At 59.7% G+C, this 15,696-nt stretch carries 22 protein-coding genes and 4 pseudogenes; 8 read left to right on the top strand and 18 right to left on the bottom strand.

Annotation, left to right across the window (positions count from 1 at the left end; translation table 11 throughout):
- Positions 1-272 precede the first annotated feature (272 nt).
- A complete protein-coding gene (locus tag NKI67_RS29190) occupies positions 273-404 on the top strand; it encodes a hypothetical protein (protein WP_352648278.1) in 132 nt (43 codons plus the stop codon).
- A gap of 47 nt (positions 405-451) precedes the next feature.
- On the opposite strand, the pseudogene NKI67_RS29185 reads toward NKI67_RS29190, so the two are convergent.
- The 10 genes and pseudogenes from NKI67_RS29185 to NKI67_RS29140 form a co-directional block, all read right to left on the bottom strand.
- Positions 452-556 (bottom strand): annotated as a pseudogene (locus tag NKI67_RS29185) (peroxiredoxin-like family protein); the annotation flags it as partial.
- Between the two features lie 70 nt (positions 557-626).
- Positions 627-758 (bottom strand): annotated as a pseudogene (locus NKI67_RS29180) (IS256 family transposase); the annotation flags it as partial.
- A 710-nt stretch (positions 759-1,468) separates the two neighbouring features.
- Positions 1,469-1,978 (bottom strand): OsmC family protein, encoded by a 510-nt coding sequence (locus tag NKI67_RS29175; protein WP_352648194.1) that lies wholly within the window; start codon positions 1,976-1,978, stop codon positions 1,469-1,471.
- A 39-nt stretch (positions 1,979-2,017) separates the two neighbouring features.
- Positions 2,018-2,764 (bottom strand): ferredoxin reductase, encoded by a 747-nt coding sequence (locus NKI67_RS29170; protein WP_352648192.1) that lies wholly within the window; start codon positions 2,762-2,764, stop codon positions 2,018-2,020.
- Positions 2,757-3,362 (bottom strand): sulfite oxidase-like oxidoreductase, encoded by a 606-nt coding sequence (locus NKI67_RS29165; RefSeq protein WP_352648190.1) that lies wholly within the window; start codon positions 3,360-3,362, stop codon positions 2,757-2,759. Before NKI67_RS29165 ends, NKI67_RS29170 begins: the two co-directional genes overlap by 8 nt.
- Before the next feature lie 115 nt (positions 3,363-3,477).
- Positions 3,478-4,044 carry a DUF1003 domain-containing protein gene (locus NKI67_RS29160; RefSeq protein WP_352648188.1) on the bottom strand — a complete coding sequence of 189 codons (567 nt, stop codon included), beginning with the start codon at positions 4,042-4,044 and terminating at the stop codon, positions 3,478-3,480.
- A 6-nt stretch (positions 4,045-4,050) separates the two neighbouring features.
- Positions 4,051-4,650: an NAD(P)H:quinone oxidoreductase gene (gene wrbA, locus NKI67_RS29155; RefSeq protein ID WP_352648185.1), complete on the bottom strand. Its 600-nt coding sequence runs from the start codon at positions 4,648-4,650 to the stop codon at positions 4,051-4,053.
- Between the two features lie 281 nt (positions 4,651-4,931).
- Entirely contained in the window at positions 4,932-5,141 is a 210-nt protein-coding gene (locus tag NKI67_RS29150) for a hypothetical protein (protein ID WP_352648183.1), read from the bottom strand.
- 111 nt (positions 5,142-5,252) lie between these two features.
- Entirely contained in the window at positions 5,253-5,393 is a 141-nt protein-coding gene (locus NKI67_RS29145) for a hypothetical protein (RefSeq protein ID WP_352648181.1), read from the bottom strand.
- Positions 5,390-5,488 (bottom strand): annotated as a pseudogene (locus NKI67_RS29140) (glutathione-dependent disulfide-bond oxidoreductase); the annotation flags it as partial. The gene NKI67_RS29145 and the pseudogene NKI67_RS29140, both read right to left, overlap by 4 nt.
- Positions 5,489-5,693: 205 nt before the next feature.
- Between NKI67_RS29140 and NKI67_RS29135 the strand changes: the two are divergent.
- The 7 genes from NKI67_RS29135 (at position 5,694) to NKI67_RS29105 (ending at position 8,188) form a co-directional block, all read left to right on the top strand.
- Positions 5,694-6,035, top strand: coding sequence for a hypothetical protein (locus NKI67_RS29135; RefSeq protein ID WP_352648179.1), 342 nt, complete (start codon positions 5,694-5,696; stop codon positions 6,033-6,035).
- Positions 6,036-6,219: 184 nt separating this feature from the next.
- Positions 6,220-6,528 carry a GMC oxidoreductase gene (locus NKI67_RS29130; RefSeq protein WP_352648177.1) on the top strand — a complete coding sequence of 103 codons (309 nt, stop codon included), beginning with the start codon at positions 6,220-6,222 and terminating at the stop codon, positions 6,526-6,528.
- A gap of 323 nt (positions 6,529-6,851) precedes the next feature.
- Positions 6,852-7,226, top strand: coding sequence for a redoxin domain-containing protein (locus tag NKI67_RS29125; protein WP_352648174.1), 375 nt, complete (start codon positions 6,852-6,854; stop codon positions 7,224-7,226).
- Positions 7,227-7,283: 57 nt separating this feature from the next.
- A complete protein-coding gene (locus NKI67_RS29120) occupies positions 7,284-7,580 on the top strand; it encodes an autoinducer binding domain-containing protein (RefSeq protein WP_352648172.1) in 297 nt (98 codons plus the stop codon).
- On the top strand, positions 7,577-7,867 hold the full coding sequence (locus NKI67_RS29115; protein ID WP_352648171.1) for an autoinducer binding domain-containing protein: 291 nt from the start codon (positions 7,577-7,579) through the stop codon (positions 7,865-7,867). Before NKI67_RS29120 ends, NKI67_RS29115 begins: the two co-directional genes overlap by 4 nt.
- Positions 7,804-7,938 carry a LuxR C-terminal-related transcriptional regulator gene (locus NKI67_RS29110; protein ID WP_352648169.1) on the top strand — a complete coding sequence of 45 codons (135 nt, stop codon included), beginning with the start codon at positions 7,804-7,806 and terminating at the stop codon, positions 7,936-7,938. Before NKI67_RS29115 ends, NKI67_RS29110 begins: the two co-directional genes overlap by 64 nt.
- A 46-nt stretch (positions 7,939-7,984) precedes the next feature.
- The gene (locus NKI67_RS29105) at positions 7,985-8,188 is read left to right on the top strand and encodes a c-type cytochrome (RefSeq protein WP_352648167.1); all 204 of its coding nucleotides are present in this window, start codon (positions 7,985-7,987) and stop codon (positions 8,186-8,188) included.
- 52 nt (positions 8,189-8,240) lie between these two features.
- Here the strand turns inward: NKI67_RS29105 and NKI67_RS29100 are convergent.
- The 8 genes and pseudogenes from NKI67_RS29100 to NKI67_RS29065 all read right to left on the bottom strand — a co-directional run.
- A pseudogene (locus tag NKI67_RS29100) lies at positions 8,241-8,477 on the bottom strand (DUF6088 family protein); the annotation flags it as partial.
- Between the two features lie 377 nt (positions 8,478-8,854).
- On the bottom strand, positions 8,855-9,667 hold the full coding sequence (locus NKI67_RS29095; RefSeq protein ID WP_352648164.1) for a transglutaminase family protein: 813 nt from the start codon (positions 9,665-9,667) through the stop codon (positions 8,855-8,857).
- A gap of 2 nt (positions 9,668-9,669) precedes the next feature.
- Complete coding sequence (locus NKI67_RS29090) at positions 9,670-10,614, bottom strand: VPGUxxT family thioredoxin-like (seleno)protein, type 2 (RefSeq protein WP_352648162.1); 945 nt, start codon at positions 10,612-10,614, stop codon at positions 9,670-9,672.
- Positions 10,615-10,838: 224 nt separating this feature from the next.
- Positions 10,839-11,327 carry a DUF3788 domain-containing protein gene (locus tag NKI67_RS29085; protein WP_352648159.1) on the bottom strand — a complete coding sequence of 163 codons (489 nt, stop codon included), beginning with the start codon at positions 11,325-11,327 and terminating at the stop codon, positions 10,839-10,841.
- A 911-nt stretch (positions 11,328-12,238) separates the two neighbouring features.
- Complete coding sequence (locus tag NKI67_RS29080; protein WP_352648157.1) at positions 12,239-12,445, bottom strand: hypothetical protein; 207 nt, start codon at positions 12,443-12,445, stop codon at positions 12,239-12,241.
- Between the two features lie 385 nt (positions 12,446-12,830).
- Positions 12,831-13,376, bottom strand: a complete 546-nt coding sequence (locus NKI67_RS29075) for a carboxymuconolactone decarboxylase family protein (RefSeq protein ID WP_352648272.1) — start codon at positions 13,374-13,376, stop codon at positions 12,831-12,833.
- A 34-nt stretch (positions 13,377-13,410) separates the two neighbouring features.
- On the bottom strand, positions 13,411-14,154 hold the full coding sequence (locus NKI67_RS29070) for a nitroreductase family protein (RefSeq protein WP_352648155.1): 744 nt from the start codon (positions 14,152-14,154) through the stop codon (positions 13,411-13,413).
- A gap of 119 nt (positions 14,155-14,273) precedes the next feature.
- Entirely contained in the window at positions 14,274-15,245 is a 972-nt protein-coding gene (locus tag NKI67_RS29065; RefSeq protein WP_352648152.1) for an AraC family transcriptional regulator, read from the bottom strand.
- Positions 15,246-15,696: the final 451 nt, after the last annotated feature.

Below are 15,696 nucleotides of genomic sequence, written 5' to 3'. Positions count from 1 at the left end.
TCATTCGTCCGATGTTAAAACGTCCCCAGAGCGAGATCCCGAAAGTTCGCGCATTCTGGAGAGGATGTCGGATGGTTCCTGGCGGATCGTGAAATCGGGCTCGACAAAGGCGCCTCTGACCACGCCGTCCTGATCGATCACGTAAGTCGCGGGGATTGGCAGCATCCATTCTGACGATCCACGACGGTGGCCGAAGTCATAACCGAGCCCTGCATAGTGCGCCCTGGTTTCGTCAGGGACCGAAACACGATGCCGTACGATGTCGCTACGCCATGGTCGACGTCTGCGAGCATCGTCAGGTCGAGATTCAACTGCCGTTTCAGCCGCCGTGGCAAATCACGGGTATAGGGAGAAAGCACAACAACCTTCGCCTGCCGGTCATCAAGTTTGGCTTGATTGCCTGAAGCGCGCGAAGCTCTGCGCTGCAGAATGGGCACCACCCGCCACGGTAGAAGCTGACCACCAGCGGTCCTGCCTCGCGAAGCTGTTTGGACGAGTGGAGCCGCCGCTCCTCATCGGGTAGAAGAAAGTCCGGCGCGGTATCGCCAACTTGCAATGGATCGTGTCCCGCTGCGTGGTGTAGCTGGCGGCATTGATCGCCGTCCTCTCGGCATGGGCCGGGCTGATCAGCGTGCCACGGCTGGCAGGCGGATCAGGGGATCATCGCTCATCTGGCCGATCGTTTCCAGGGTCATATATCTGGCCCGCTGCACTGCCCATTCGTCGTTCTGTTCGAGCAGGATTGCGCCGATTGATCTTCAATCGGCAGATAGGACGGACCCCTCGACTCGGTTTGCCGTCTCGAGGGTCGAATACCCAGGTCATGCCCGACGCGAGGGCCGTGTAGGTGACACACATATGCTTGGCCAAATCGTCCAGCGTCTTTGGCGTTCCGTGGGCCGAAAAATAGGCGGGACTCCCGCACACGACACGGCGAATTTCGCCGACCCCTGGTCGCAACGAGCACACCATCCGATAACGTCCCCGGGCGAATGGCGAGATCAATGTGCTCATCGACGATGTCGAGCGTATGATCTGAGAGCGTTAAATAGATACTTATCTCGGGAAATTTGGCCACGAACGCGGTGACGATCGGGACGACATACAGCCGGCCGAAAACGATCGGTGCAGACTCTTCAGCGCCAACTTCCGCGTCGACCGGACGAGAAGCTGGGTTTTGAGATGAGCCTCGAGATCGGCGACCTTGCGGCTGATCGTGGGGAGAGGGGAATTTTCAACTGCCGCTCGGCCGCGGAGAAGCTCCCTGCCTCGACCGCGGCGACAAAATATCCCATTGCTTCCCAACGATCCATCTTCTCTCACTTCCGAGAGGTCAACCGCTTGTTTAACCTGATATTGGGACGAGTGGTAGAGTTACCTCTTCATTCGGCGCGGATTCGAGAATCTTTGAGTCAGTGAAGACTCGACCGGGAAACCTCGACAAAGGCAACCGACGGCACGGTGTGGCTCAATCGGCATCGATATACGGGATGGGGAGCTCAGCCAGATCATCCTCATAACTCGCCTGAGCGCCCGCCATTTCGCCTGAGACGGTGCGGTCCGAGAGAGTGTGAATATCGGCGTTGATACCCAGAATGTTGCCAACTGGGCAGAGGTTTGCCGCCTCTAACAGGAATGCGCGCTGTTGCGCGTCGAGTTCTCCCTCCAGCACAAGAGTGCGCTCGAACGAGTCTCGTCGGCCCTCGGCGCCATGATGAAAGCTGACGCCCACTTCGACCCGCTCGAGAGGGAGTTTCTGGCGCTTGGCCTGAAAGCGAATGGTCATGGCAGTGCATGCCGCAAGCGATGCGCTGAGAAGATCGTAAGGATTAGGGCCGGGAGAGACCTGACCGACGGCATCCGGGCCGCCAATAGGAAATTCGGATACTCCGACGTGCCCAACCAAGGCCCCGTGCTTGATGGGATCGCTCGCGACAACAACCTCGCGGAGCTTAGGTGCGTTGTCCTCTGGCGTCACATTGTTTCCTTTCTGTGTGGTGAATGAGCGTGGGTACCATCAACCGCCATATCGTTCGGTCTTGATAGTCGAGGCGTCCAGTCCCGCCATTAGCGCGCCATCGGCCGCGATATTGACGAAGGGGTTTGATCCGCAGGCAAAAACGTGCTCCGGAATACGCGGAAGCCGGCCAATAACCTCAGCGACCATGGCGCTGTCGATGCGCCGGCCAAAATCAGTGGTGCGCTTTGGGCTCTCACGAGTAATCGCCAGCGCCAACTCCAGGTTGGGGTCGGCCGTCTCCAATGACAGTAGCTCATCGCCGAACAACACGTCACGCTCTGTCCGCGATGACAGAAGCAGCGCAGTCGGCACAGTCTGAGCCAGATCGCGGCGGTGTCGGAGCATGGCCATCAGCGGAACGATGCCGGAGCCGGCCCCAATCAACAGAATCGGTGCGGTTGGGCGTTCCGGCCACAGAAAATGGCCGCCGATCGGCCCGCGGAGTTCGATCTCGTCGCCCACGGCTGCAATATCATGGAAGAACGGCGAGACTTCACCATCCGGGAGGCGTTCGATCGCAAGCTCGATCATATGCGAGGCACTCGGTGCCGATGCGATCGAATAGCTACGCATTGCGACGTAGCCGTCCGGAGCAGTCAGTCGCACATCGGCGTGTTGACCCGCCATATATGTAAATGGCTTGCTCAGCCGCAGGAAGTAGCTCTTGATACTGGGCGTCTGCTCAACGATCTCGGTAATCGTGCATGTCTGCCAAACCGCCGATCGTGCGCTTCGCTCAGTCATTGGTATACCGCTGCTCACGCCACGGGTCGCCATATTTGTGGTATCCGCGCAATTCCCAGAAACCCAGCTCGTCGCGCTCTGTAAATTGAAGTCCGTTTATCCACTTGGCGGACTTCCAGAAATAGAGGTGTGGGACCAGGAGCCGGGCCGGGCCACCATGGTCGCGCTGCAGCGGCTGCCCTTCGTAGTTCAGAGCGACCATGGCCTTTCCAGACGCCAGATCTGCAAGGGGAACGTTCGTTGAGTAGCCATCATAGCAATGCGCGAGCATGAAATCAGTGGGACGTTCCACCCCCGCATCGGCAAGAATGTCGTCGATGATCACGCCTTCCCAAGCCGTATTAAGTTTCGACCACGTCGTGACGCAGTGAATATCTCTTGTCATCTTGGTCTTGGGGAGTGCGTTGAATTCGCTCCAGTTCCAAACCTTCACGGGCCTCGGCCCGATCTTGAGCGTGAACTTCCAGTCGGCTGTCTCGATGCGCGGCGTTGGTCCCGCTGTGAGGACAGGCCAGTGTTCGACGAGGTGCTGGCCTGGTGGAATTCGATCGGCCTTCTCACCTCCTGAATTTCGGCCGAAAAAGCCTCTGGTGACCATGTCGGACTCCTTTGTAGCGTGATGTGGATCAGCGGATTTGTTTGTCTTCGTGTCTGAGACTTGCGGCAAGGCAACCGACGGACAAGGTAGATTGTGGCACTGTTTGGATGGCGGGTTATGAGGCACCATCCGGTGGTTCGACGGCTCCGGCAAAATCCGAGCGGGGCGGTTCCCTGGATACTAGAAGCAGATCAGTGAGAGATTTAACGGCCTCGGACAGTCGCAGCACCTCTTGCTGCCGAAGCTCATCTATCTTCTCGTGCAGCAGCTCGATCTCAAGCTCCGCCTTGATGTTGATCTTGTAGTCATTCTCCGCCGCCATCCGGTCGATATCTTGTTGCCTGTTCTGGCTCATCACAATGATCGGCGCCGCGTACGCGGCTTGAAATGAGAGCATCAGATTGAGCAAAATGAACGGATAGGGGTCCCAGCTTTTTGCCACAGCGACAAGGTTGATCGAAACCCATCCCACGAGGATGACGCTCTGGAAAATGATAAATTTCCAGGAGCCCATGACCCTTGCGACCGAGTCTGCCACACGTTGACCGACTGAAAGTGCCTCCATTGGATCAGGCATATCGTTCGGATGAAGACGCAATGAGCGACGGAGCCGTCGCAACTCAGCGAGCAACTCACGCTCGGTCGGCTCCATGTCGTCGATTTCAGGATTCGCGACTTCCATGGGACTCTAGCCGTGGAGCTTGGCTGCAACCTCGGCGATCCTCCGACCCTGATAACGCGCTCCGGCAAGCTCGCTTTCGCTGACCTCTCGCTTGCCGTCCGGACCAGCAATGGTCGTCGCGCCATACGGAGCGCCGCCCGTGATCTCGTCGACTTTGCTTTGGCCTGCAAAACCGTAGTCGAGCCCTACGACCGTCATCCCCATATGGAACAGGTTGGTGATGATCGCCAACAGTGTCAGTTCCTGGCCGCCGTGCTGCGTCGCAGATGAAGAGAAAGCGCCGCCCACTTTCCCATGCAGGGCACCGCTCGCCCACAAGCCGCCGGCTTGATCAAGGAAGCTTGCCATCTGGGACGAGATGCGCCCAAAGCGAGTACCCGTGCCCACGACGATAGCGTCGTAGTTCGGCAGATCCTCGATCTTAGCCACGGGCGCGATCTGATCGAGTTTGTATCCGGAAGCCTTGGCTACTTCCTCAGGCGCGAGTTCGGGGACGCGTTTGACGTCGACGCTCGCGCCTGCAGCAGTCGCCCCAGCCGCAATCTCATGCGCCAGCGTCTCGACGTGCCCGTAAGAAGAGTAATAAAGGACGAGTAACTTGGCCACGATTGAACCCCTATCGTTCGAATTTGTTCCACACAGCTGATTTCGTGCGCAGATCGGTTGCGAAACGGCGTAAGCGTCTGATTCATTTGGATAAATCAGCGCCGCACCGAACCCAGCCGGTAGTTTTGGAACGTAAATCCGGTGAACGTTCGGGTAAAGCTATCGTATCGATAATCGGTAGGAATGCCGAAGAAGGTCAGCCTCGAAGCTTCTCATCTCTGGTAAGGCAACCAGGCGGATAACGGGCTCGGCCCCATTGCCGAACGCGAGCGTTTCTCGCGCTATAACAATGCCTGGTGTTCCGGCCGGAAGCGCAGCAACGCCGTCAGGCCTGCGACCGAAACCTTATCGCCCTCCGAGCGGAGGTTGCGTAGCAGAGCGTCACGTTTGCCTGCGCAAAAAGCGCTTTGTGCGCCGCAAATGCCGCAAGTAATGGCCTTCGCGCATGAACGACAGCTCGAATATTCCTGCGAACGGTTGATGTCGATCATCAAACGCTTCACGTGATGATCCGAAAACTTCCAGAGCTTCGTATATTTCCGCCCCCCGAACGTGCCCTCGGGTCCTGAGCGCCACGCGATCATTGCCCTGCTCGAGGCTCCTCATTCCCTTCGGGCGAGGGTGACGAACCGTATCGCGCCACTGGACAGTTGGGTGTGGTCGTTCAGGAACGGGGTGATGCACGATTGCGACGCGCATGCTGCTGCCGCGCCGTTCGGCAAGGCCTTGCCGGCGATGTTCATACTTGCTCACCCATGAGCTTGTCCTGCGTCCTCCTATCGAAGTCGCTGGCGTCGTGCCGTTCATTAAGCTGGCTCGACGGGGTGCCGGTCGTGCGGGTTCACCTTTCGACCGAAGTCCCCTTCTGTCGTCGGCCCATTCCCCGTCGCTATGAAAACGATACCTGCCACTAAATTGAATACGGGGACCGATCCTGCAAGAGTGACAATCTCGCCTCGCCAATTCCGTCGAGCCACCTGTGCTTGGCATCCTGGGGTCGGCGGACGAGCGCCTGACAGACACCCATTCGAAAGGAGGAGGAGATGTCCACTACAGAATCACCCGCTGTCAGCGACGGCGACCGTATCGACCCGGCCGGCATCGCCGCCGCACTGACGCGAGCACCCTTTACCTACGCCAACGGCGCGACGCAGGTGTTCACTCCCGACGGGCGCACCGTGTACACCGACAACGGGGCTAAGTCGTCTGGAGAATGGAAAGTAGACGATGACGGGCGGTTCCAGTCGTTCTGGCCGCCGTCGTATTACGCTACCTACGATGTTTCATGGATCGCCGGTCCTGACGGCGACGCCGTCGGGATCAGATTCGCCGACGCAAATCGAGGGACAACGTTCGACGGTCGATACACGCCGGGACTCGCCTGAACTCCCGGTTTCGCGTCAGCTACTCAAGGCGGTCACGCCTTCGCTATGACTACCCTTATATCGAGAGCGACGTGAAGGTGCGAGCGCAGTTTCGCGCTCGACAACGAGCGTGCCATCGAGGTTGCATGGGTTGACGAGGGGCGCTTCAGATATCTTGTTGCGTGTGCCTTCGCGGCTATGCGTCATGTCTCAGGCCTCGCTGGCGCCGGTATTCGAGGAAGAGTTGGACCCCGGCACCCACGTTCAGTCGGACGCGGACATAGGCGAATGGGTAAAGCGTGTCGTGACAACGATGTGGCACCCGGTCGGAACGCGCCGGATGGGTCAGGATGCTCGAGCGGTGGTTGACGCGAGCCTTGGGGTCTGCGGGATCGACGGGCTCCGAGTGATTGACGCCTTGATCATGCCCAACATCACCAGCGGCAATACCAACGCCCCGACCCAGGCGCTCGCGCGCCATGCCACGACGATGCTGGTTGAGGATCTATTCTAGGGTCAGGAAGCCTGGCCTCATTGCTCTCCTGCAGGGAGAGTCAGGAAGCCTGGCCTCATTCCTCTCCTGCAGGGTTATGGTAGCTCATTCATGATCTGGGTGGATAATTTTAAGATGTCGCAAGCGGCTACTGCGGTCAAACCGGGTAGATCATTCTGTTTTGCGGGCTCGCGACGGCAACGAAAGAGGAACTATGCCAAGACACGAACAATCCTCTGCGGCACAGAACGTGCGAAACTCCTTCAGGATCGGCAAAATCAAAGCTCGTGCCCTGCGCGAAGCGGCCGAGTACCTGATCGCAGTCGCGACAGGCGGAGCGGGCATTGTCGGCTGGGAGCCACGCGCCGGCGTTTTGTCTCCGAGATCAAGACGGCGTCGAGGTGTCGTCAGAGTTGCTGTTACGAAGTGGTCCGATTTTATTGACTTTCTACTGGGGCAGCTGGTGCCCGCATGCAGGTTCGACCTGGAGGCTTGAGCGAATCCGGTCAGCGGTCGTCGCCCGCGGTGCTTCGTTAGTGTGCGTGTCGCAGCAGACGTCGGCGGAGAACCGACGCGCTCGGGCGATCGCCGGCGTGACGTTGCCGATCCTTGGCGGCATTTGGAGGGAAGGTGGCGTGTCAGTTCGCCAGACGCGCCGCTCGGATCCGAACGACATGCTTCCGGTGCTCGGTCAACTGTCGCGGCCGCGGGCTGCCTAGGAGGCAATCGGACTCCAAATAAACGAGAGGATCTGCAAACGCTCAGGGGAGGGGGCTTTGATTGGGGCGAACGAGCCAGCGCGATATCTGGACGAGCACGTCGACAGTCTTGTCGACGCGCTTGAGCTTGTTCAGGAATCGGTGGCGATCCGGCAGGCGCTACAGCAATTCGCAAAGACCACTGGATTCGATCGATTTGCGTATGGGCAGATCCAGGGCACCGACACGCGCATCTTCTCGAACTACCCCGAGGAGTGGCTTCAGCGATACCTCTGCCGAGGGCTACTTGGCGATCGACGATCGCCGACGCAAAACGGGCGCTACGACCGTTCGTGTGGTCGGGAGCCGACATGATGCGCCACGGCGGTGAGGTCCGTAGGATCGCGGGGGAGGCGGCCGAGTTCGGCATCAAGTCGGGATTCACGATCCCGATCAGGACAGGCTTCGGGCGCATTGCGCTCCTCTCCCTCGCCTCGGAAAGAACGGAGCCCGACCGCGTAGCGATAAGGGACGAAACCCACGCAGCGACGCGATCGCCTACGTTCACATCAATCTCTTGCGTAGACGGGATGACACGTTGCCGACCGCAGACGTTGCGCTCTCGCCCCGGGAGGTCACGTGCCTCAATTGGGCGTCAATAGGCAAGACCCAAGCTGAGATCGCGCGTCTCACGCGCCTTTCTGAAAAGACAGTGCGCTTGTACCTGGAGTAGGCGCGGGTCAAGCTTGGGGCGAGCAACACGACGCACGCGGTCATGATTGCGGCGGCTCGCCGAGAACGAAAATCTCGTGTCAGCAGGCTATCCGATCTACATCGTCCTTCACGGCCAGAAGGGAATGTCGCCGTTCGGCGGCATGATGAGCGATGACCAGATGGCGGCCGTCGTGAACTATGTGCGCACCCATTTCGGCAACGATTACCAGGATGCTGCAACAGCGCAGGATGTGAAGGACTCGCGCTGATCACCAGCGCATGGTGACGGCGCGCCGGCGGGAGCACATGAGCCTGCCGCTTCGAGATCAGGGTGGGGCGCATCCAGGCCGGAGCCTGGATGGCACTGGAGGCGAGCACCTTCTTGTCATTGGCCGATAGCCGGCGTGCGGCGACCTGGGCAACGTCGGCAGCACGCCCCGCACCCACGTGGCGAAGGGCCTGGGCAACGGTGCCGGCTGGACTACCGGGTGCGATCAGGTGCTTGGGCGAGGCGTGACGCAGATCGACCACGCGTTTGCCCAGCACGATCCGGCGCGAGGTTGGTCAGAAGCGGCGATCCTCGAAACTGATCACTGAATCCACGACATATTCTCCCGATTGAATGATTGCCCTTGGCGCCCGGCATCGAAAAAGCCGCTGGCCAGGGCTGGTCTGGTTGACCTTCGGTGGGATTATGAATGTGCCGCTTATCCTGCGTGTTCAGCCACTCGGTCGTTCATGCCCCGGCTCTGGTAATCGGCGAGCGTGTCCGGCGAAATCCGGTGACAGGAAGCATCGCAGATCTCCTGCCGCGCGCGGAGCCCTGACCGAACCGCCTCGTCTTATGCACCATCCCGATCATAGGCGGACGGTACGGTACAATGCCGCCGGCCGGTGCCATTTCCACGAGGAGGCGATCCGAAAGGCGATGCGCTCTATAGTGAGACCGGTCTGGCTGAACCAAGCGCTTCAAATGCATCCATGATCCGATCGCGCGTTTTCTTATCGGGCGAGACTTCCGACATGGCGAACAGGCTTGCCCTGGCCCCCGCAACATCGTTGAACGCCAATTGCAGACGCGCAAGCTTTTGCCAGGCATCAAGCACTCCCGGCGCGATCTGGGTAATCCGCTGATACACCGCAAGGGCTCGATGAGGGTCGTTGTCATTCTCCGCGCGAACAGCCTGGTTGTTCAATAAACGTGCCAGCACGTCACGATTGCTCATCCGCACGACGTTGAGTGCGGAAGCGTCGCCTTCCTCGCCAAGGCAAGCCCGGCAGATCGCCTCAATCTTCCGTTCTGACACCAGGCCGCCGCCCGCGAAGGGATCGATTACAACGGGGCTCTTCTCGCCGATCTGGACCAGCACATGGCCCGGCAGATTGAGCACATAGGCACTCCATCCAGCCCGGCGGGCCATCGCGACATAGAGGATCGACAGTGCAATCGGCAGGCCAAGCCTGCGCTCGAGCACCCGGATAAAATCGGCGTTGGCCGGTGCGCCATAACTGTCGGCATCGCCTACAAACCTGAACTCCCCATGCAGCACGCGCGAAAGCACGGCGGCGCGTTCCCTCGAAAGAACCGCGGTCCGCCCTTCATCGCACACCCGGTCCTCGATCTCTTCCAGCCGTTCGAGATAGGGCGCGATATCCGTACTCTCGTGATCCAGATGGCTCAGCGCCAGCGATGCCAGGTCGAGCAGGATATCCTCGTCCTCGATGAGGCCGATGGGGGCGACATCCATGATCACTTCTCCTTCCCGATAAGACCAAGCTGTGTCATCAGTGCCGGCCAGCTCTGGCGAATGTCCTGGCGATAGGCTTCATCCCCGCTCGACCGCTGCAGCTGCGGATCGGCAAGCCATGCGGACTGCTGCGGGCTGAGCAGGTCCACAAGCGGATCGCGATAAGGCACGGCCAGGTTGATCCGCGTACGCTGTGCTGGCGTTAAAGGCAGATGACGGGCCGGCGACTTGCGCAGGTAGAATTGCGGCTCGCTGTCGAGCTCGAAACCGCCGCTTTCGGTCGGATTGAACCCTTCCGCACGGGCATAAGCATCCAAATCAGGGCGCGAGACCTCGCGCGGATCGACATGCACCTGCACCACTTCCTCGCCATCGACCCAACCGGCGTCGGTCGTGATTACCGCCGGATGCTGCGCGAGGCTTGTTTCGCCCGACCAGAAGCACGGGGTCGTGTAGGTCACGCATTTGCTGAGACCATATTCGATCAGCAGGTCCCGCCCTAGTAAGCGGAAATAGCCCGGGACATCATCGCCGAGCATTTCGAGAACGGCAGTGATCTTTTCGTACAATCCCAGCCCATCGTAACGATCGGCCAGCTTGGGTAGGAGCTCGGCTCCATCAGGCCCGAGAAACCGCACCACGGGGTTGTTCCACGATGGCTCGTCGTAGCGGCGCAGGATCTCGGCGTCTGCACCGGAATGGTTGTTGAAGATCGCCACCGGTACGAACCGATCGGCGATCAGCTCCACCATCAACGGATGCGTCAGGACATCCTGCCCAAAGCGTACGCAAATCGAACACCCGGGCACTTCCTGGAACAACAGCAGAACAGGTTTGCCCTGTTCGGCAGCCAGCGCCAACCCGCGATCGTGATCGCGCAGCCACGCGACTTCGCCGAGCTCACGATGCTCGCGATAGGAAATTCCATTTTTTTGCATGGCAATCATATGGTGAAGCCAGTTCGCAATACAACAACGATGGCGGCTAACTGCCTCGCTGATCGAGTAGACCCCATCTCACCTGAGGTCATGGGGCCCGATGGCCTTTCCTCGGCGACCCTGGTGTCGAATTGCCCCGTGATGCCGACAAGACCGCCTACGACGACGATGAGAGGATTTCCCCGGGGACCACTGCGTTGTATTCGCGGCGATCCTAGGATTTCCGTAACATCTCAACCGCGCGACGGTGGCGGGCGCTTCATAATCAACAGTTCCGTTACATCATGCAGGTCATCTGCCGATGAGATGGCAACTGTCAGCCATTTCCCGTCGATGTATGTTTTGGCTTCATCATAGAGCTTGACCAATTGCGGGCGCCAAACATAACGCCGCTCCTCAAACTTCTCCCGTTCTGCTCCTCCCATGACCACCGCGGTCGAAAAGAGCCGGTATTCGGGCACCAAGGTGCAGAACGCCCTGGTTTTCTTGTAGCGCAGGGACCAACCGCGGTTCTTGCCACCATAGAGCCAGTCCGGCGCGAAAACATCGGGGTAGAATTCCTCGATCCAGTTCCGCAGCCCGGCCCAATGCTCGAACGCCTCCTGTCCGATCCAGTCGCGGACGGCGCTGTCATCGGGCGGTGCTGATTTGTCGGTGATCCTGTGGCCGATCTGGGGAAGCGTCTCGCCATCAGCCGCTGTTGCTCTTGTAGGTAAAATCATCAAACGACCTCGTGTTCATGGTCCGGCGGGGCCGGAGGGGTATGGTGCGGGTGAGCCAACGGCTTGCGCTGGGCTCAGAAGGCTCCTGGCGCGGCGCCCCCAGAACAGCGCGATCTTCGCGGCCGAAAATCGGTGGCGCGGCGAATCTCGTCCACTTGGACGTGATGATGCTCAGCGACGACACCGCCGACCATTCTGAACCGTCCGGCCGAATCCGCACGATTCTCTAACTTCGACGCCGGAGCTGTCTGCGAATACCATGACGTCCTCCGGCACAAGGCTCTCGCACCAGCCGGTGAAGGAAAATTGGGAGCCTCTTTGATCTGCATGTTCGACCTTTTTACCCGGAGATCGTTCAACGGTGCACGATGTGGGTCGGGCAACGAAAGCGGGCGATGACGGATCGAAGCTTGGAGCTGTGACAGCGCAAAGAAAAATCACCTTTGGCCATGGAGTCGATAGCCGAACGTTATAAGAGGCGCTGAAGGTCTTCTCTCCGTGACCGCCAGTTTTCTCGCGGCGTGGGAATTAGCCACGCCGATGTGTCCGAGCAGCGTGAACCCGCGTGAGTAAGTCCAGGCCGGATTTACGCCTCGAAAAAACCTGGCCGGCAGGCTTGGTCGCTTGAGTGAAAGGTTAGCGGATATGCTCGCGTCTCGACGCCCCACCAGGATCTGGCTAGCAGCGCCCTAGGCAGACGCGGCAGGCTGTTGGCCGTGTTGGCCGACCAGGTCGCGCACGCAGGTCGTCTCATCGATGCGGAGAAAAAGCCGGTTGAGGAAATCGCCCGGCTGTTGTTTGTGCATCGCGCGACGCTTGAGAGCGCTGCCGGGCAACCATAGACGCCTCGAAGCTTCCTATATGACCGTCCGATCAATCTCCTCCAGGGCCCTGTTTCTCGCTAATGCGGCCTAGTCCCTGTCGAGGAACGCTGCGGCCTGTACGGGCAGGAACTGCAGGGTCTTCAGCCCACTGGAGCTAAATGCCAACGACAGATAAGGCGTTAGAAAATCGGGCTGGTTGGCTCGGTCACCGGTAAAGACGCCACCGGAAGTGACACCGATGAATACCGGACGATCCCGCAGCATTCCCACCTTCCCGGACGGCGTCGACTTCATCGTGCGACCAACCCGCAGGATTTGATCGATCCACGCCTTGAGAGTCGAGGGAAATGCAGAAGTTGTACATCGGCGTTCCGATGACAATCACCGGCAGCCTCGATTTCCCGGATAAGTGCTTCGGAAAGATCGAGGACGCCCTCCGGCGGAGCCGCTAACGTGGCTGGCGTCGATAACGCAGCTGCGTAGTCAGCCACGGTGTGCGGCAAGGGTTCGGGCCCCAAATCGACGGCTGATGCTCGCATCCGGCGCAACCTCGAGAAGCTTTTTGACGATCGCCGCCGAAAGCTCGGGCTATGCGATTCTTGACGCGGACTGCAGTCAATATGGAGAATGTTCATGTGATCGATCCCAATGGCTTCGAGAAGTTGCGAACGGACAGAGCTCAGATTGAGCCGGCCGGCGCGACGGCGGGGAAGTCCTTGTCGTGATCGAACACGTTGTTGAAGAAATTCGTCAGGGAGTACATGGCCACCAATGCGACGATCTCGATGATGTTCGCATCGGTGTAGCCAACCTCGCGGACAGCTTTCAGATCGGCGTCACTGACGTGCCCCCGGGTCTCGATGACTTTACGCGCAAACTGGACGGCGGCGTCCCGTTTCGGGTCGCTGGCGTGGCCCTTCCGGGCGAGAATGATGTCATCAACTGATAGCTTGGCCATATGTTCGGCCGTGAAGCTGTGAACTGTCAGGCAATAGTTGCAACCATTCGCTTCGGAAACGGCGAGGCCGATACTGTCGCGTGTCCTCACGTCGAGCGCTTTGCTCAGAGAGCCGAGCAGGGCGGCCCACGAGTTGAACGCGATGGGGCTCTGCGCGAAGGCCGCCATCATGTTGGGGGTGAACCCGATGTTCTTGGTGAACGCATCGAGAGTCGGTTTCGATTCAGCCGGCACGTGTTCCGGCCTCAGAGCAGTAGTTCTTGGCATCGTAGTCTCCATAAGCTATTGGTTTAGTTGAGGATTATGCGAAGTCCAGCACGTCGGCCACCGGCATGCGCGGCTTCTGCGGCCAGTTGCCAGCTCGCTCCGGCCCTACGGTCAGCAGCATGACTGGGACTTCGTCTTCACGCAGGCCGAACTCGCTGTGCACGGCCTCTGCGTCGAAACCGATCATCGGCGTGGAACCCAGGCCTAGCGAGCGGGCCGCGTAGATGATCGCCGCGGTGCCGAAGGTCGCGGAGCGCACAGCCTCATCGCGCTGGCGCTGCGGTTGATCGTCATACAGTCCGCGAGCGGGGATTTCCCATTCCGGCACCAGGTGTGCCGGCATGATGCCGGCGTCCACCACCGAGGCCAAGCGCTCGGGGACGGTGCTGGCATCGGCCAACTGGCCGATGATGATGAAGGTAACGGCGGCGTCGGTAATCGCAGGCTGGTCCCAGGCGATCGGGCGTAGTCGGGCCTTGGCTTCAGGCGAGCGTACGGCGATGAAGCGCCAGTTCTGCAGGTGGAAGGAGGTCGGCGCGGCTGTGCCGATGCGCACCAGGTCGCGGATCTGGTCGTCGCTCAGGGTGGCGGTAGCGTCGTAATACTTGGCGGCGCTACGGCTCAGGATAGTTTCGATGACGGCGTTCGTCGGGGTTGGTCGCGCGGTTGAAGGGGAAGGTAGAGGCGCGATAGTGCTTCCGCTCTTTTCGGCCCGTGCGTAGATTTCCGCGACGGCGCCGGTTGCGGGCCCGGCCGCGGCTGTGGCGATGTAGTTCATTGGGTGGCTCCCTCATCAGTTGATTACGGAGCTCAATTTACGGCTGACAGTGAAAATTTCGAGACTGGATTTGCTCAAAAAGATGCGTGAAAGGATCAACTTGCGCGCACACATGGGTACTAGGCAGGGGCTGGATACTCGCCCTTGTGCGACAGTCGGCGCCATTCCCCCGGGGTCATCCCCATCCTTTCAGCGAACACACGCCGGAATGCGGAAACCGATTGATACCCGACCGTCTCGGCCACGGTCTCGGTGCTGATCGCCGGCTTCTTCAACTCGTTGGCAGCCAGACTCATCCGGAGATCGGTCAACAGGTCGAGGGCGGAGCAGCCTAGCCTGTCTTGAAAGTGCCGCATGAAGGTCGCGCGTGACATGCCGCACAAGTCCGCCAGATCAGGCAGTTTCCAAGACCGCGCAGGATCGGCGAACATCGCGGCGATTGCCGGAGCCAGCCGCGGATGGCCGGCCAGCGCCAACAAGCCTTCGGGGGCTTTCTCGGCTTCGCTCGCCGCTCGCAGCACCAGCGTGAACAGTGCCGAAGAAAGAGCGTTGAGAATTGCGCGCCCCCCCGCTCGGTCGCGGGCGGACTCCGTTCGCATCAGCCCCACCAGGCTGGCCAGTTGGTTGGAGGCGGACCCGATGCCCTCTTCTCCATGACCGTCCATAGCTCGCGCCACGAGATTGGCCGGCATGTAATTACGGATCAGCCGATCATGAGGTGGGGCAATGAAAAATCGCCCACACAACAGATCGAGTTGCTCGCCCTGGCCATCGTTCTCGCTCAGCATCCATCCGGCAGAGGCCCGGCTTTCGTGGGTACGGATTGGTGTCTGCCCGCTACCGTCGTGCAGCACATGCGCTGCACCGTGTGGCAGCAGAACGATATCTCCACTCAGCAACTCTCGCGCTGTTCTCGTCTCCGGGTCCTCGAGAATGGCTCGTCCCTTGACTATGACGTGGTAGGGAATTTCGTTCGCCGCAGCCTGGCTCCAGGCAACGCGCCACGGTGCACCGTAGGCGCAGCGGACCTCGAGCTGACCGGTAACGGTGATGATTTGGAGGAGACGGCTTAGCCAGTCGACTTCAGACATGGGACCTCGAAACGCTGTAGTAACTTATCGTAATCGCACATTGGTTCACCAAGCTGCTGACCGATTGCTGACGGCAGGGGATCAGGCACTAGACTGCTGGAAAGCCGGACGGGCGGCATCGCAATTCTTGCAACCCATCGCGGGCGAGATTACGCACATTGCGTTTCCAACGAGGGCAATGGTGTGACAGCGAGGAGATTTCTGGCCGGGGCAACCGGTGTCATTGGCCGTTCGCTGGTTCCCCTCCTTCGGTCGGCAGGTCATACTATTGTCGGCACGACGCGAACGTCAAAAGGGCGAAGCATTTCTGAGAACCCAGGGCGTAAGCCCGGTTGTCGTGAATGTTTTCGTGTCGTGAGGCCATATCATCCTCATCGGCAAGTCTCAAACACCGCGCGCCGGCGAGAGTGTTGCCAGTTAAAATCAAACCTCATTGAGTTCATGATTTTTT

The sequence above is a fragment of the Mesorhizobium sp. M0408 genome, assembly GCF_040321495.1.
Classification (GTDB): Bacteria; Pseudomonadota; Alphaproteobacteria; order Rhizobiales; family Rhizobiaceae; genus Mesorhizobium.
Note: the sequence above shows the minus strand (reverse complement) of the source record. Positions and strands in the feature narration are given on the sequence as shown.

Excerpts from the sequence above, each read along its gene's own strand:
- NKI67_RS29115 (WP_352648171.1), top strand. The coding sequence starts at position 7,577 with ATGATGCGCCACGGCGGTGAGGTCCGTAGGATCGCGGGGGAGGCGGCC.
- NKI67_RS29135 (WP_352648179.1), top strand. The coding sequence starts at position 5,694 with ATGTCCACTACAGAATCACCCGCTGTCAGCGACGGCGACCGTATCGAC.
- NKI67_RS29160 (WP_352648188.1), bottom strand. The coding sequence starts at position 4,044 with ATGGAAGTCGCGAATCCTGAAATCGACGACATGGAGCCGACCGAGCGT.
- NKI67_RS29080 (WP_352648157.1), bottom strand. The coding sequence starts at position 12,445 with ATGAAGTCGACGCCGTCCGGGAAGGTGGGAATGCTGCGGGATCGTCCG.
- NKI67_RS29130 (WP_352648177.1), top strand. The coding sequence starts at position 6,220 with ATGTCTCAGGCCTCGCTGGCGCCGGTATTCGAGGAAGAGTTGGACCCC.
- NKI67_RS29070 (WP_352648155.1), bottom strand. The coding sequence starts at position 14,154 with ATGAACTACATCGCCACAGCCGCGGCCGGGCCCGCAACCGGCGCCGTC.
- NKI67_RS29190 (WP_352648278.1), top strand. The coding sequence starts at position 273 with ATGGTCGACGTCTGCGAGCATCGTCAGGTCGAGATTCAACTGCCGTTT.
- NKI67_RS29085 (WP_352648159.1), bottom strand. The coding sequence starts at position 11,327 with ATGATTTTACCTACAAGAGCAACAGCGGCTGATGGCGAGACGCTTCCC.
- NKI67_RS29165 (WP_352648190.1), bottom strand. The coding sequence starts at position 3,362 with ATGGTCACCAGAGGCTTTTTCGGCCGAAATTCAGGAGGTGAGAAGGCC.
- NKI67_RS29065 (WP_352648152.1), bottom strand. The coding sequence starts at position 15,245 with ATGTCTGAAGTCGACTGGCTAAGCCGTCTCCTCCAAATCATCACCGTT.
- NKI67_RS29170 (WP_352648192.1), bottom strand. The coding sequence starts at position 2,764 with ATGACTGAGCGAAGCGCACGATCGGCGGTTTGGCAGACATGCACGATT.
- NKI67_RS29145 (WP_352648181.1), bottom strand. The coding sequence starts at position 5,393 with ATGAACATCGCCGGCAAGGCCTTGCCGAACGGCGCGGCAGCAGCATGC.
- NKI67_RS29075 (WP_352648272.1), bottom strand. The coding sequence starts at position 13,376 with ATGCCAAGAACTACTGCTCTGAGGCCGGAACACGTGCCGGCTGAATCG.
- NKI67_RS29150 (WP_352648183.1), bottom strand. The coding sequence starts at position 5,141 with ATGATCGACATCAACCGTTCGCAGGAATATTCGAGCTGTCGTTCATGC.
- NKI67_RS29095 (WP_352648164.1), bottom strand. The coding sequence starts at position 9,667 with ATGGATGTCGCCCCCATCGGCCTCATCGAGGACGAGGATATCCTGCTC.
- NKI67_RS29090 (WP_352648162.1), bottom strand. The coding sequence starts at position 10,614 with ATGATTGCCATGCAAAAAAATGGAATTTCCTATCGCGAGCATCGTGAG.